The sequence below is a fragment of the Enterobacter sp. 725m/11 genome (assembly GCF_011683705.1).
GTDB lineage: Bacteria > Pseudomonadota > Gammaproteobacteria > Enterobacterales > Enterobacteriaceae > Enterobacter > Enterobacter bugandensis.
This window is the reverse complement of sequence record NZ_JAAQOK010000008.1, coordinates 1-14,310: the sequence shown is the minus strand read 5'-3', so window position 1 is coordinate 14,310 and position 14,310 is coordinate 1. Positions and strand designations below refer to the sequence as shown.

The following is a 14,310-nucleotide window of genomic DNA, read 5'->3' as shown; positions in this document are numbered from 1 at the left end:
GAGGGAACATGTTCACGCGATCTGCTTCCCTTCCATAAGTCGCTCCACCAGCGGCGTCATGATCAGCTCCATTGCCAGCCCCATTTTTCCACCGGGAACCACTAACGTATTCATGTGGGAAATAAACGAGCCCTGCAGCATCGCCAGCAGCCAGGGGTAATCAATGCCTTCAAGATTGCGGAAGTGGATTACCACAAAGCTCTCATCCAACGAAGGGATGCTCTTCGCCGCGAACGGATTGGAAGTGTCCACCGTCGGCACGCGCTGGAAGTTAATGTGCGTGCGGGAGAACTGCGGCGTGAGATAGTTGATGTAATCTTCCATGGAGCGCACCACCGAGTCCATTACCGCCTCGCGCGAATGGCCGCGCTCGCTCATGTCGCGCGTCAGCTTCTGGATCCACTCCAGGTTAACGATCGGCACCACCCCGACCAGCAGATCCACATGGCGCGCCACGTCGTGCTGAGGTGTGACAACGCCGCCGTGCAATCCTTCATAAAACAGCACGTCGGTGGGTTCCGGCAGCGGTTGCCAGGGGGTAAAGGTGCCCGGCACCTGATTCCAGGGTACGGCTTCGTCGTAGGTGTGCAGATACTTACGGGACTGCCCGGTACCGCTCTGACCGTATTCGCGGAAGGTTTGCTCCAGCAGGCCGAAATCATTGGCTTCCGGGCCAAAGTAGCTGATGTGTTTACCCAGATCGCGTGCCTTGCGGATCGCCATGTCCATCTCAGGCCGCGTATAGCGGTGAAAGCTGTCGCCTTCGACCTCCGCCGAACGGAGATTCAGCTGGGCGAAAATCTTGCGAAAAGCGAGGCTGGTGGTGGTGGTTCCCGCACCACTCGACCCCGTAACGGCAATAATGGGATGTCTGGCAGACATAGCAACTCCCTGACGGAAAAGGTTGGAAGATCAGCCGTGAAACGCGTTGCGGGGCATGATATTGACCGTCTCATGCAGTTCTGACCACACCAGCACCACGTCGCCGCTTTTCAGCTGGCGTTTTACATCGTTGACCTTTTGCTCAAGCGAACGCTCATGTTCACCATAATCGGTGCCTTCGCGTAATACAAAGCTTTCAATCAGATTATCGAGCGTTTCGGGAGCCAGATCCTGCCAGGGAATGATCATTTTGCACCATCCAGATAAGGAGTCAGCCAGTCAGGAATGCGCGCTTCCAGCCACATTTTCGGCCTGCGCAGCGTGCCGCCGATGAACCCCACGTGGCCACCATGTTCGGTCAGCTGGTAGTGAACGTTGTCAGGCAGGAATTCCTGCGCGGGAATAGAGTGATGATCCATGAACGGGTCATCTTTGGCGTGAATGATCAGCGTCGGCTGCGTGATTTTGCTGAGCAGCGGCATGGCGCTGCACTGTCGGTAATAGTCGATAGCATCGGCGAAGCCGTGAATTTTGGCGGTGATCAGATCGTCGAATTCGCGGATGCAGCGAACCTTTTTCAGCTGGCGCAGGCTTACCGGCAGGGTATCCGGATAGGCCTTCAGCTTTCGCGCCGCGTTGGCTTTCAGCAGGTTGAGCAGATAGCGCTGATAGACGCGAGAAAAGCCTTTTTCCATGTGGTAGCTGCACTGCTCCAGCATAAACGGTGCGGAGACAATCACTGCCGCATTCAGCGGTACGCTTTCGCCCTCTTTGGCCAGCAGACAGGCGAGCATATTACCGCCCAGCGAGTAGCCCACGGCGGCCGTTGGCGCGGCGCCATAATTTTCCCGCAGCCAGTGCAGAAACCACGTGCCATCTTCGGTTTCACCCGAGTGATAAATGCGTTTCTGACGATTCGGCTCGCCGCTACAGCCGCGAAAATGCATCACCACGCCGAGCCAGCCGCGCGCTTTGGCGGCCTCAATTAACCCATGCGCATACGGACTGTGCAGGCTGCCTTCTAAACCGTGAAAAACCACCAGACGCGGCTTATGAAGAGCCTGTTCCGGCGCTTCGCTCCAGGCGAGATCCAGAAAATCACCGTCCGGCAGATCGAGCCGTTGCCAGTGCGGAGTGAACTGGACCTTGCGGCGGATCAGCCGCGGCAGCATGGTCTGCAAATGGCAGTTGGTCACGCCGCGCATGGGCACGAACTCGGTGCTGTCTTCGGCTGTAATGTCGAAGTCTGATGGAATGATTTGGGTCATAAGGACGATGCTGATTCTTGTCAGAAATTCACTATACCTTCCGAATTGTACCCCGTTTAGCCTGGATTTCCGAACCAGAGATAGATTCCGTTCGCACAACGGGGTAAAAATTCAGTCTGCCTGCAGCATCGCTTCCAGCTGTTCCTGGGCATCCAGCCATGCCATTTCGCACTCTTCGAGGCTGGATTTAGCTTTCGCCTGCGTTTGCAGACAATCCGTTAGCTCCGCTTTACGGCTCTGATCGTACAGGTCGCTGTCGCCCAGCTTCTCTTCGACGGCGGCAAGCGTGGCGTTGAGCTTTTCCATCTCTTTTTCAAGACGGGCAATCTCTTTACGCAGCGGCTGGGTCTGGGTGCGCAGTTCCGCTTCGCGGCGCTTCTGGTCTTTACGCGACTGTGCGCTGTTGACGTTGTCTTTCGCTGACTCTTCCGGCTGGTTTTCCTGCTTTTGTACGTCCGTCAGCCACTGCTGGTAGTCTTCAAGATCGCCGTCGAACGGTTCGACTTTGCCGCCGTGTACCAGGTAGAGATCGTCGGTGGTGGAGCGGATCAGGTGGCGATCGTGCGACACGACAACCAGTGCGCCTTCGAACTCAATCAGCGCTTCGGTCAGCGCCTGACGCATGTCGAGATCCAGGTGGTTGGTCGGTTCATCGAGCAGCAGCAGGTTGGGTCTCTGCCAGACGATCAGCGCCAGCACCAGACGGGCTTTTTCGCCGCCCGAGAAACGCTCGGTGTTTTCGGTCACCTTATCGCCCTGGAAGCCGAAGCCGCCGAGGTAGTCGCGCAGCTTCTGCTCCATTTCCTGCGGCGCAAGACGCGCCAGATGCTGAATCGGGGATTCATCCGCGCGTAAAAATTCCAGCTGATGCTGGGCGAAATAGCCAAGCTTAATGCCCTTCGCCAGGCCGATTTCACCGCTGGTTGGGTTAAGCTCGCCCGCGAGCAGCTTAATTAATGTTGATTTACCGGCGCCGTTGCGCCCCAGCAGGCCAATGCGCGAACCCGGCACCAGGTTAAGCTTGATAGAGTCGAGGATGATGCGATCCCCATAACCCGCGCTGACCTTTTCCATCTTCAGAAGCGGGTTCGGCAGGCTTTCCGGCGCGCGGAAGCTGAAGTGGAACGGGTTGTCCACGTGCGCCGGGGCAATCATCTCCATGCGTTCCAGCATCTTGATGCGGCTCTGGGCCTGCTTGGCTTTTGACGCTTTAGCTTTGAAGCGATCCACGAAGCTCTGCAGGTGCGCCACGCGCTGCTGTTGGCTTTCATACATCGACTGCTGCTGGGCAAGGCGCGTCGCGCGCTGGCGCTCGAAAGAGCTGTAGTTGCCGGTGTACTCGAACATGGTTTGCTGTTCGATATGAATGATTTTATCCACCACCGGGTCGAGGAAGTCGCGGTCGTGGGAGATGAGAATCAGAGTGCCCTGATAGCTCTTGAGCCACTTCTCGAGCCAAATAACCGCATCGAGATCGAGGTGGTTGGTCGGTTCATCGAGCAGGAGCAGGTCTGAGCGGCAGATCAGCGCCTGCGCCAGGTTGAGGCGCATGCGCCAGCCGCCGGAGAAGTCGCTGACCGGGCGTTCAAGCTGTTCATTGCTGAAGCCCAGGCCGTGCAGCAGGCTGGAGGCGCGGGAGCGAATGGTCCACGCGTCGATGGCGTCCAGCTTGCCGTGAACGGTAGCGATGGCGTGACCGTCGTTGCGCTCGTTGGCCGCGTTGAGTTCCGCTTCGAGCTTACGGTACTCGCGATCGCCGTCGATAACATAGTCGAGTGCCGGTTCGCTCAGGGCTGGCGTCTCCTGGTTTACCCACGCGAGCTGCCAGTTCCCCGGGAAGGTAAAGTTACCGCCATCCGCGCTAATCTCGTTTTTCAGCAGCGCCAGCAGGGTGGATTTACCGCAGCCGTTTTTGCCGACCAGACCCACTTTCTGGCCCGGGTTGATGGTAGCAGTGGCGTTATCCAGCAGGACGCGCACGCCGCGACGAATTTGTAACGAGGAGAAAACAATCATAGAAGCGCCGTATGTTCCGACTATGTTAATTTGTCATTATGATAATGTAAGGTGTGGGCCATTTTCCCCACCGGGCCGCCATGGTAGCCCAAAACGACAACAATACACAAAAACAGAACCGGGAGGGGAGTGATGTCTCAGACAGCGAAAGTGCTGCTGCTGTATGCCCATCCGGAATCTCAGGACTCGGTGGCGAACCGGGTGCTGCTTAAGCCGGCCACACAGCTCAGTAACGTCACGGTGCACGATCTCTACGCGCACTATCCTGATTTCTTTATCGATATTCCTTACGAGCAGGAACTGCTGCGTCAGCATGATGTGATTGTATTTCAGCATCCGCTTTATACCTACAGCTGTCCGGCGCTGCTGAAAGAGTGGCTGGACCGCGTGCTGAGCCGGGGCTTCTCCAGCGGGGTGGGGGGCAACCAGCTGGCGGGAAAGTACTGGCGCAGTGTGATCACCACCGGTGAACCCGAAAGCGCTTACCGTCACGACGGGCTGAACCGCTATCCCATGAGCGACATCCTGAGGCCGTTCGAGCTGACGGCGGCCATGTGCCGCATGCACTGGATGAGCCCGATTATTGTTTACTGGGCACGGCGTCAGGACCCGAAAGCGCTGGCAAGCCACGCCAGAGCCTACGGTGAATGGCTGGCATCACCGATTCCGGCAGGAGGTCGTTAATGGAAGGATCGAATTTACTCCTCGCCGGGGTGCTGTTTTTATTTGCCGCCGTCGTCGCGGTGCCGCTTGCCGCCCGTATCGGCATCGGGGCGGTGCTGGGGTATTTGCTCGCGGGGATCGCCATTGGCCCATGGGGACTGGGTTTCATCAGCGACGTGGATGAAATTCTTCACTTCTCGGAGCTCGGCGTGGTGTTCCTGATGTTCATCATCGGCCTCGAACTGAACCCCTCGAAGCTGTGGCAGCTTCGACGCTCTATCTTTGGCGTGGGCGCCGCGCAGGTGCTGTTTAGCGCCGCGATTCTGGCTGGCCTGTTAATGCTGACCAACTTTTCCTGGCAGGCGGCGGTGATTGGCGGGATTGGTCTCGCAATGTCGTCGACGGCGATGGCGCTGCAGCTGATGCGCGACAAGGGGATGAACCGCAATGAGGCCGGACAGCTGGGCTTTTCGGTGCTGCTGTTCCAGGATTTAGCGGTGATCCCGGCGCTGGCACTGGTGCCGCTGCTGGCGGGCTCGGGCGACGATCACTTCGACTGGGCAAAAATTTCTATGAAGGTGCTGGCCTTCGCGGGCATGCTGATTGGCGGACGTTTCCTGTTACGTCCGGTGTTCCGCTTTATTGCCGCCTCGGGCGTGCGCGAGGTGTTTACCGCCGCGACGCTGCTGCTGGTGCTCGGCTCGGCGCTGTTTATGGACGCGCTGGGGCTGTCGATGGCGCTGGGCACCTTTATTGCCGGCGTGCTGCTGGCGGAGAGTGAATATCGGCACGAACTGGAAATTGCCATCGATCCCTTCAAAGGGCTGCTGTTAGGCCTGTTCTTTATTTCGGTGGGAATGGCGCTCAATCTTGGCGTGCTTTATACCCATTTGCTCTGGGTTGCGGTGAGTGTTGCGATCCTGGTGGCGGTGAAAATGCTGGTGCTGTACGTCATGGCACGTATCTACGGGTTGCGCAGTTCTGAACGCATGCAGTTTGCCAGCGTGTTGAGCCAGGGTGGTGAGTTTGCGTTTGTGCTGTTCTCCACCGCCTCCTCCCAGAAGCTGTTTAAAGATGACCAGATGGCGTTGCTGCTGGTGACGGTAACGCTGTCGATGATGACCACGCCTCTGCTGATGAAGATGGTGGATAAACTGCTGTCGCGCCGCCTGAATCCGGCAGACGATGAAGATGAAGCGCCGTGGGTAGAAGACGATAAGCCGCAGGTGATCGTCGTGGGCTTCGGCCGCTTCGGGCAGGTGATTGGCCGCCTGTTGATGGCGAACAAAATGCGCATTACGGTGCTGGAGCGCGATATCAGCGCGGTCAACCTGATGCGCAAATATGGCTACAAGGTCTATTACGGCGATGCCACTCAGCTTGAGCTTCTGCGCTCGGCCGGGGCGGAAGCCGCGGAGTCTATCGTCATCACCTGCAACGATCCGGAAGATACAATGAAGCTGGTGGAGCTATGTCAGCAGCACTTCCCGCACCTGAATATTCTGGCGCGTGCCCGGGGGCGTGTTGAAGCTCACGAATTGTTGCAGGCAGGTGTGAAACACTTCTCCCGTGAGACGTTCTCCAGTGCGCTGGAACTGGGGCGCAAGGCGTTAATCTCCCTGGGGATGCATCCTCACCAGGCGCAGCGCGCCCAGATGCACTTCCGCCGGCTGGATATGCGCATGCTGCGCGAATTAATGCCTGTACATAGCGATACGGCGCAGATCTCCCGTGTGCGGGAAGCGCGGCGCGAGCTGGAGGAGATCTTTCAGCGAGAGATGCAACAGGAACGACGCCAGCTCGACGGCTGGGATGAATTTGAATAAAGGGTAACGAAAGATGGCTGTACGTAAACGCTTTATCGCGGGTGCAAAGTGCCCGTCTTGCCAGGCTCAAGATACGCTGGCCATGTGGCGCGAAAATAATATTGATATAGTTGAGTGCGTTAAGTGCGGTCACCAGATGCGTGAGGCCGACAAAGAAGCACGCGATCACGTTCGCAAAGAAGAGCAAGTGATCGGCATTTTTCATCCAGACTAGCGATATGCTCTGAGTTTTTTTAAGCTTAAGGGTACACGGGTGCAGATTTCCGCTACAATCTGCGCCAGCAATTTTCCCACGCTCAGGAGATATCATGAAAGTAGCAAAAGACCTGGTGGTCAGCCTGGCCTATCAGGTACGTACAGAAGACGGTGTGTTGGTTGATGAGTCTCCGGTGAGTGCGCCGCTGGACTACCTGCATGGTCACGGTTCCCTGATTTCCGGCCTGGAAACTGCGCTGGAAGGTCATGAAGTTGGCGATAAATTCGACGTTGCTGTAGGCGCGAACGACGCTTACGGTCAGTATGACGACAACCTGGTTCAGCGCGTTCCTAAAGACGTGTTCATGGGCGTTGACGAGCTGCAGGTTGGCATGCGCTTCCTGGCTGAAACTGACCAGGGTCCGGTTCCTGTTGAAATCACTGAAGTTGAAGACGACCACGTTGTGGTTGACGGCAACCACATGCTGGCTGGCCAGAACCTGAAGTTCAACGTAGAAGTTGTTGCGATCCGTGAAGCGACCGAAGAAGAGCTGGCTCATGGCCACGTTCACGGTGCGCATGGTCACGACCATGATCACGATCACGGCCACGACGGCTGCTGCGGTGGTCACGGCCACGACCATGGTCATGACCACGGTAAAGGTGGTTGCGGCAACGGCGGCTGCGGTTGCCACTAATTCCGTCATGCGGAAAATAAAAAAGCGGGATAATCCCGCTTTTTTTACGCCTCAATAATGAGGTGGTGGCGTCTCTTCCGACTGAGAGGCAATATTTGACGGCTGCGTCGCCTTCAGCTTTTCCGTCAGCAGGCGCATATGATCCCGTAGTTTCGCCATTTCGAGTTCGTGCGCGGTCACGGTCTGGTTAAGCTCTTCGATGGTGATGTCCTGAAAAGCCAGGCGGCTTTCCAGATCAGCCATTCTCGCTTCTATCATTGTGTCCTTCATCATTCACCTCGTTTATATCTGATACGCCATATTGGCCCAGCGGCGGCGCAGTTTAACTGAGTTTATCCTTAAGTGCAGTCTCTATCCCGTTGGCAAGAAACTTATTTAAACAAAAATAGTCTGAAAAGTGGCGAGAATTGGAAGTGTCTGTCTGTAGATTTCTTCCGCAACGTTTTATAGTACGTCACTCATTTACGTTTAACGCTGGGGTGAGAGTCCCCAGGCCCTGGAGATATGGATGAAATCACTGTTTAAAGTAACGCTGCTGGCGACGACGATGGCTGTTGCACTGAACGCGCCGCTGTCATTCGCTGCTGATACTGCTGCGAAGCCTGCTGCCACTGCAGACAGCAAAGCGGCGTTCAAAAATGACGACCAGAAATCCGCCTACGCACTGGGCGCATCTCTGGGCCGCTACATGGAAAACTCTCTGAAAGAACAAGAGAAACTGGGCATCAAACTGGACAAAGCCCAGCTGATCGCGGGTGTTCAGGACGCCTTTGCTGATAAGAGCAAACTGTCTGACCAGGAAATCGAACAGACTCTGCAGGCGTTCGAAGCGCGCGTGAAGGGTGCCGCTCAGACCAAGATGGAAGCGGACGCTAAAGACAACGAAGCGAAAGGCAAAGCCTACCGCGACACCTTTGCTAAAGAGAAGGGTGTGAAAACCTCTTCTACTGGTCTGGTGTACAAAGTTGAGAAAGAAGGTACCGGTGATGCGCCTAAAGACAGCGACACCGTTGTGGTGAACTACAAAGGTACGCTGATCGACGGTAAAGAGTTCGATAACTCTTACACCCGTGGTGAACCTCTTTCCTTCCGTCTTGACGGTGTGATCCCAGGCTGGACTGAAGGCCTGAAAAACATCAAAAAAGGCGGCAAAATCAAGCTGGTTATCCCACCGGATCTGGCCTATGGCAAAACTGGCGTTCCGGGTATCCCGGCTAACTCCACGCTGGTCTTCGACGTAGAGCTGCTGGACATCAAACCAGCGCCGAAAGCGGATGCGAAACCGGAAGCGCAGGCAGATCAGAAAGCTGCGACAGACGCTAAGAAGTAATGTGATGCAAACCGCCGCCTTTTAAGGCGGCGGTTTTTTATTGTGGGGCAGATATAATTAACACTGGAAAGCGTTAGGCACGCTGTATTAATTTAGTTGTCCGTGTAGATAATGAGCCTGCCCTGAAAACCTAACGACAGGCTCCTGAAAAGGAGTGTTTTTTTCATGTCCAGGTCGCTTTTAACCAACGAAACCAGTGAACTTGATTTGCTGGATCAACGTCCTTTTGACCAGACCGACTTCGATATTCTGAAATCCTATGAAGCGGTAGTGGACGGGTTAGCGATGCTCATTGGTTCCCACTGCGAAATCGTATTGCACTCCCTGCAAGATCTGAAGTGTTCCGCCATCCGCATTGCTAATGGTGAGCATACCGGCCGTAAAATTGGTTCGCCAATTACCGACCTTGCATTGCGTATGTTGCATGACATGACCGGCGCGGACAGCAGCGTCTCAAAATGTTATTTCACCCGCGCCAAAAGCGGCGTGCTGATGAAATCAGAAACCATCGCGATTCGAAATCGCGAGCATCGTGTGATTGGGCTGCTGTGCATCAACATGAACCTTGATGTGCCATTCTCGCAGATCATGAGCACCTTTATTCCGCCAGAAACGCCAGACGTTGGCTCTTCTGTTAACTTTGCCTCCTCCGTTGAAGATCTCGTCACGCAGACGCTTGAGTTCACCATTGAAGAGGTCAATGCTGACCGCAACGTATCGAACAACGCCAAGAATCGCCAGATCGTACTCAATCTCTACGAGAAAGGGATTTTCGACATTAAAGATGCCATCAACCAGGTGGCCGATCGTCTGAACATCTCCAAGCATACGGTTTACCTCTACATCCGTCAGTTCAAAAGCGGCGATTTCGTGGGGCAAGATAAGTAATGCGTTTTGCATTAATGGTGACGGGCCCGGCTTATGGGACTCAACAGGCCAGCAGCGCGCTGCAGTTTGCGCATGCGCTGCTGGCGGCCGGACACGAACTGGCGAGCGTCTTCTTCTATCGGGAAGGGGTGTATAACGCGAACCAGTTTACGTCGCCGGCGAGCGACGAGTTTGATCTGGTCCGCGCCTGGCAGGCGTTAAATGAAAAGCAGGGCGTTGAGCTGCATATCTGCGTGGCGGCGGCGCTGCGTCGCGGCGTGACGGATGCAGCCGAAGCCGAGCGCCTGGGATTATCAGGCGCTAACCTGCAGCCTGGTTTTACGTTGAGTGGTCTGGGCGCATTGGCTCAGGCGGCGTTAACCTGCGACAGAGTGGTGCAATTCTGATGAAGCGTGTGGCATTTGTTTTTACTTCTGCGCCGCATGGCAGCACCTCTGGCCGCGAAGGCCTGGATGCGCTGCTTGCGACATCGGCGTTAACAGAAGATATCGGTGTCTTCTTTCTGGGGGACGGCGTGCTTCAGCTTCTGGCGGGCCAACAGCCGCAGGCCATTCTGGCGCGCGACTACATCGCCACCTTCAAAGTGCTGCCGCTTTACGATATCGAAACCTGCTATGTCTGTGCCGACTCTTTAACGGCGCGCGGTTTAAGCGATCAGACGCCTTTTGTGCTGGATGTTACGACCTTACCTGCCGCAGCACTGCGTGAACAACTATCCCACTACGACACCATTCTGACTTTCTGAGGCTTCCATGCTCCATATTCTCAGCCATTCACCATGGCAATGTGATATCGACACGCTGTTGAGCATGCTGTGCGAAGGTGACGATCTGCTGCTGATTCAGGATGGCGTGCTCGCTGCACTTGAAGGTGGACGTTTCGTTGAAATTCTCACGAATGCCCCCATAACGGTCTCTGCGCTGAAGGACGATCTGGATGCGCGGGGTCTTTCTGGTCAAATTTCAGCCAAAATTGACGTGGTTGGCTATACTGATTTCGTCAATCTTACTGTGACGCACGCCAGTCAAATGAACTGGTGATTTGAGATCGCTGTATATTTCTTGACACCTTTTCGACGTAGCCCTAAAATTTCGCGTCCTCATATTGTATGAGGTCGTTTTATTACGTGTTTACGAAGCAAAAGCTAAAACCAGGAGCTATTTAATGGCAACAGTTAACCAGCTGGTACGCAAACCACGTGCACGCAAAGTTGCAAAAAGCAACGTGCCTGCGCTGGAAGCCTGCCCGCAGAAACGTGGCGTATGTACTCGTGTATATACCACCACTCCTAAAAAACCAAACTCCGCACTGCGTAAAGTATGCCGTGTGCGTTTGACTAACGGTTTCGAAGTGACTTCCTACATCGGTGGTGAAGGTCACAACCTGCAGGAGCACTCCGTGATCCTGATCCGTGGCGGTCGTGTTAAAGACCTTCCGGGTGTTCGTTACCACACCGTTCGTGGTGCGCTGGACTGCTCAGGTGTTAAAGACCGTAAGCAGGCTCGCTCCAAGTACGGCGTGAAGCGTCCTAAGGCTTAATGGTTCTCCGTTAAGTAAGGCCAAACTGATTTATCTTAATGTCAAACTAAACTCGTAGAGTTTTGGACAATCCTGAATTAACAACGGAGTATTCCCATGCCACGTCGTCGCGTCATTGGTCAGCGTAAAATTCTTCCAGATCCGAAGTTCGGATCAGAACTGCTGGCAAAATTTGTAAATATCCTGATGGTAGATGGTAAAAAATCTACTGCAGAAGCAATCGTATACAGCGCGCTGGAGACCCTGGCTCAGCGTTCTGGTAAAAATGAACTGGAAGCTTTCGAAGTCGCTCTCGACAACGTTCGCCCAACTGTAGAAGTTAAGTCCCGCCGCGTTGGTGGTTCTACTTATCAGGTTCCAGTTGAAGTTCGTCCGGTTCGTCGTAATGCCCTGGCAATGCGTTGGATCGTTGAAGCTGCTCGTAAACGCGGTGATAAATCCATGGCTCTGCGTCTGGCGAACGAACTTTCTGATGCTGCAGAAAACAAAGGTACTGCAGTTAAGAAACGTGAAGACGTTCACCGTATGGCAGAAGCCAACAAGGCGTTCGCACACTACCGTTGGTAATCCCTTCGGAGTATTAGTCACCAGGCGGGCGCTTCAGAGAAGCTGCCCGCTCTGGGTAACTTAACTGAACGCCTAAAGAAACAAACGAGGAATCAAATGGCTCGTACAACACCCATCGCACGCTACCGTAACATCGGTATCAGTGCGCACATCGACGCCGGTAAGACCACTACTACCGAACGTATTCTGTTCTACACCGGTGTAAACCATAAAATCGGTGAAGTTCATGACGGCGCAGCCACCATGGACTGGATGGAACAGGAGCAGGAGCGTGGTATTACCATCACCTCCGCAGCGACTACTGCATTCTGGTCAGGTATGGCTAAGCAGTACGAACCGCATCGCGTAAACATCATCGACACCCCGGGCCACGTTGACTTCACCATCGAAGTAGAACGTTCCATGCGTGTTCTTGACGGCGCGGTAATGGTTTATTGCGCAGTTGGTGGTGTTCAGCCACAGTCTGAAACCGTATGGCGTCAGGCGAACAAATATAAAGTTCCACGCATCGCGTTCGTTAACAAAATGGACCGTATGGGTGCTAACTTCCTGAAAGTTGTTGGCCAGATCAAAACCCGTCTGGGCGCGAACCCTGTTCCGCTGCAGCTGGCAATTGGTGCTGAAGAAGGCTTCACCGGCGTTATCGACCTGGTGAAAATGAAAGCCATCAACTGGAACGATGCAGACCAGGGCGTTACCTTCGAATACGAAGATATCCCGGCTGAGATGCAGGACCTGGCTGACGAATGGCACCAGAACCTGATCGAATCCGCTGCTGAAGCTTCTGAAGAGCTGATGGAGAAATACCTGGGTGGTGAAGAACTGTCTGAAGAAGAGATCAAAAAAGCTCTGCGTCAGCGCGTTCTGAACAACGAAATCATCCTGGTAACCTGTGGTTCTGCGTTCAAGAACAAAGGTGTTCAGGCGATGCTGGATGCGGTAGTTGACTACCTGCCATCCCCGGTTGACGTTCCTGCGATCAACGGCATCCTGGACGACGGTAAAGATACTCCGGCTGAGCGTCACGCAAGTGATGACGAGCCGTTCTCTGCACTGGCGTTCAAAATTGCTACCGACCCATTCGTGGGTAACCTGACCTTCTTCCGCGTTTACTCTGGTGTGGTTAACTCTGGTGACACCATCCTGAACTCCGTGAAAGCGGCGCGTGAACGTTTTGGCCGTATCGTACAGATGCACGCTAACAAACGTGAAGAGATCAAAGAAGTTCGTGCGGGCGACATCGCTGCAGCTATCGGTCTGAAAGACGTGACCACTGGTGACACCCTGTGTGACCCGGATCACCCGATCATTCTGGAGCGTATGGAATTCCCTGAGCCGGTAATCTCCATCGCGGTTGAACCAAAAACCAAAGCTGACCAGGAAAAAATGGGTCTGGCTCTGGGCCGTCTGGCGAAAGAAGACCCATCATTCCGCGTATGGACTGATGAAGAATCTAACCAGACCATCATCGCTGGTATGGGTGAACTGCACCTGGACATCATCGTTGACCGTATGAAGCGTGAATTCAACGTTGAAGCGAACGTGGGTAAACCTCAGGTTGCTTACCGCGAAGCGATTCGCGCGAAAGTTACCGATGTTGAAGGTAAACACGCTAAGCAGTCTGGTGGTCGCGGTCAGTACGGTCACGTTGTGATCGACATGTACCCACTGGAGCCGGGCTCTAACCCGAAAGGTTACGAGTTCATCAACGACATCAAAGGTGGTGTAATTCCTGGCGAATACATCCCAGCCGTTGATAAAGGCATCCAGGAACAGCTGAAAGCGGGCCCTCTGGCTGGCTATCCGGTTGTTGACATGGGTATCCGTCTGCACTTCGGTTCTTACCACGACGTTGACTCCTCTGAACTGGCGTTTAAACTGGCTGCGTCTATTGCCTTTAAAGAAGGCTTTAAGAAAGCAAAACCAGTTCTGCTTGAGCCAATCATGAAGGTTGAAGTAGAAACTCCTGAAGAGAACACCGGTGACGTTATCGGTGACTTGAGCCGTCGTCGCGGTATGCTGCGTGGTCAGGAATCCGAAGTAACTGGCGTTAAGATCCACGCTGAAGTTCCGCTGTCTGAAATGTTCGGATATGCAACTCAGCTGCGTTCTCTGACCAAAGGTCGTGCATCATACACCATGGAATTCCTGAAGTATGATGATGCGCCTAACAACGTTGCTCAGGCCGTTATTGAAGCCCGTGGTAAGTAATCCACAGGATTAAAACCTAAGTCCCGTGCTCTCTCCAGAGGGGAGAGCACTATAGTAAGGAATATAGCCGTGTCTAAAGAAAAATTTGAACGTACAAAACCGCACGTCAACGTTGGTACTATCGGCCACGTTGACCATGGTAAAACTACCCTGACCGCTGCAATCACTACCGTTCTGGCTAAAACCTACGGTGGTTCTGCTCGTGCATTCGACCAGATCGATAACGC

The 14,310-nt window shown here is 54.4% G+C and carries 18 protein-coding genes; 13 read left to right on the top strand and 5 right to left on the bottom strand.

Going from position 1 to position 14,310, the window contains the following annotated elements; all coding sequences use genetic code 11:
* Positions 1–12: 12 nt before the first annotated feature.
* From HBA26_RS04955 to HBA26_RS04940, 4 genes are all read right to left on the bottom strand, one after another.
* Positions 13–882, bottom strand: coding sequence for a phosphoribulokinase (locus tag HBA26_RS04955; RefSeq protein ID WP_028014646.1), 870 nt, complete (start codon positions 880–882; stop codon positions 13–15).
* 30 nt (positions 883–912) lie between these two features.
* Positions 913–1,131 (bottom strand): YheU family protein, encoded by a 219-nt coding sequence (locus HBA26_RS04950; protein WP_013099053.1) that lies wholly within the window; start codon positions 1,129–1,131, stop codon positions 913–915.
* Positions 1,128–2,150, bottom strand: coding sequence for a hydrolase (locus HBA26_RS04945; RefSeq protein WP_048998964.1), 1,023 nt, complete (start codon positions 2,148–2,150; stop codon positions 1,128–1,130). Before HBA26_RS04945 ends, HBA26_RS04950 begins: the two co-directional genes overlap by 4 nt.
* 111 nt (positions 2,151–2,261) lie before the next feature.
* A complete protein-coding gene (locus HBA26_RS04940) occupies positions 2,262–4,166 on the bottom strand; it encodes an ABC transporter ATP-binding protein (RefSeq protein WP_028014644.1) in 1,905 nt (634 codons plus the stop codon).
* Positions 4,167–4,298: 132 nt separating this feature from the next.
* On the opposite strand from HBA26_RS04940, the gene kefG reads away from it, so the two are divergent.
* The 4 genes from kefG (at position 4,299) to slyD (ending at position 7,548) form a co-directional block, all read left to right on the top strand.
* Entirely contained in the window at positions 4,299–4,850 is a 552-nt protein-coding gene (gene kefG / locus HBA26_RS04935; protein WP_006812200.1) for a glutathione-regulated potassium-efflux system ancillary protein KefG, read from the top strand.
* Positions 4,850–6,655, top strand: coding sequence for a glutathione-regulated potassium-efflux system protein KefB (gene kefB / locus HBA26_RS04930; protein ID WP_028014643.1), 1,806 nt, complete (start codon positions 4,850–4,852; stop codon positions 6,653–6,655). Before kefG ends, kefB begins: the two co-directional genes overlap by 1 nt.
* Positions 6,656–6,668: 13 nt before the next feature.
* The gene (locus HBA26_RS04925) at positions 6,669–6,869 is read left to right on the top strand and encodes a YheV family putative zinc ribbon protein (RefSeq protein WP_003861689.1); all 201 of its coding nucleotides are present in this window, start codon (positions 6,669–6,671) and stop codon (positions 6,867–6,869) included.
* Between the two features lie 94 nt (positions 6,870–6,963).
* Positions 6,964–7,548, top strand: coding sequence for a peptidylprolyl isomerase (slyD, locus tag HBA26_RS04920; RefSeq protein ID WP_023331458.1), 585 nt, complete (start codon positions 6,964–6,966; stop codon positions 7,546–7,548).
* Between the two features lie 51 nt (positions 7,549–7,599).
* Here the strand turns inward: slyD and HBA26_RS04915 are convergent, their stop codons facing one another.
* Positions 7,600–7,818, bottom strand: coding sequence for a protein SlyX (locus HBA26_RS04915; RefSeq protein WP_166720818.1), 219 nt, complete (start codon positions 7,816–7,818; stop codon positions 7,600–7,602).
* A gap of 238 nt (positions 7,819–8,056) precedes the next feature.
* On the opposite strand from HBA26_RS04915, the gene fkpA reads away from it, so the two are divergent.
* The 9 genes from fkpA to HBA26_RS04870 form a co-directional block, all read left to right on the top strand.
* Positions 8,057–8,878 carry an FKBP-type peptidyl-prolyl cis-trans isomerase gene (fkpA, locus tag HBA26_RS04910; RefSeq protein ID WP_023331457.1) on the top strand — a complete coding sequence of 274 codons (822 nt, stop codon included), beginning with the start codon at positions 8,057–8,059 and terminating at the stop codon, positions 8,876–8,878.
* Positions 8,879–9,043: 165 nt separating this feature from the next.
* Entirely contained in the window at positions 9,044–9,766 is a 723-nt protein-coding gene (locus HBA26_RS04905; RefSeq protein WP_014885489.1) for a transcriptional regulator, read from the top strand.
* Positions 9,766–10,152 carry a sulfurtransferase complex subunit TusD gene (gene tusD, locus HBA26_RS04900; protein WP_126345927.1) on the top strand — a complete coding sequence of 129 codons (387 nt, stop codon included), beginning with the start codon at positions 9,766–9,768 and terminating at the stop codon, positions 10,150–10,152. The genes HBA26_RS04905 and tusD overlap by 1 nt, the downstream gene beginning before the upstream one ends.
* Positions 10,152–10,511: a sulfurtransferase complex subunit TusC gene (tusC, locus tag HBA26_RS04895; RefSeq protein ID WP_063438501.1), complete on the top strand. Its 360-nt coding sequence runs from the start codon at positions 10,152–10,154 to the stop codon at positions 10,509–10,511. The genes tusD and tusC overlap by 1 nt, the downstream gene beginning before the upstream one ends.
* Positions 10,512–10,518: 7 nt before the next feature.
* Entirely contained in the window at positions 10,519–10,806 is a 288-nt protein-coding gene (gene tusB / locus HBA26_RS04890; protein ID WP_063438502.1) for a sulfurtransferase complex subunit TusB, read from the top strand.
* Between the two features lie 124 nt (positions 10,807–10,930).
* The gene (rpsL, locus tag HBA26_RS04885; protein ID WP_000246815.1) at positions 10,931–11,305 is read left to right on the top strand and encodes a 30S ribosomal protein S12; all 375 of its coding nucleotides are present in this window, start codon (positions 10,931–10,933) and stop codon (positions 11,303–11,305) included.
* 96 nt (positions 11,306–11,401) lie between these two features.
* Positions 11,402–11,872 (top strand): 30S ribosomal protein S7, encoded by a 471-nt coding sequence (rpsG, locus tag HBA26_RS04880; RefSeq protein ID WP_003861706.1) that lies wholly within the window; start codon positions 11,402–11,404, stop codon positions 11,870–11,872.
* Between the two features lie 96 nt (positions 11,873–11,968).
* The gene (fusA, locus tag HBA26_RS04875) at positions 11,969–14,083 is read left to right on the top strand and encodes an elongation factor G (protein ID WP_028014637.1); all 2,115 of its coding nucleotides are present in this window, start codon (positions 11,969–11,971) and stop codon (positions 14,081–14,083) included.
* Positions 14,084–14,152: 69 nt separating this feature from the next.
* Positions 14,153–14,310 (top strand): GTP-binding protein (locus HBA26_RS04870; RefSeq protein WP_227507214.1); only part of this gene is annotated, 158 nt, incomplete at its 3' end.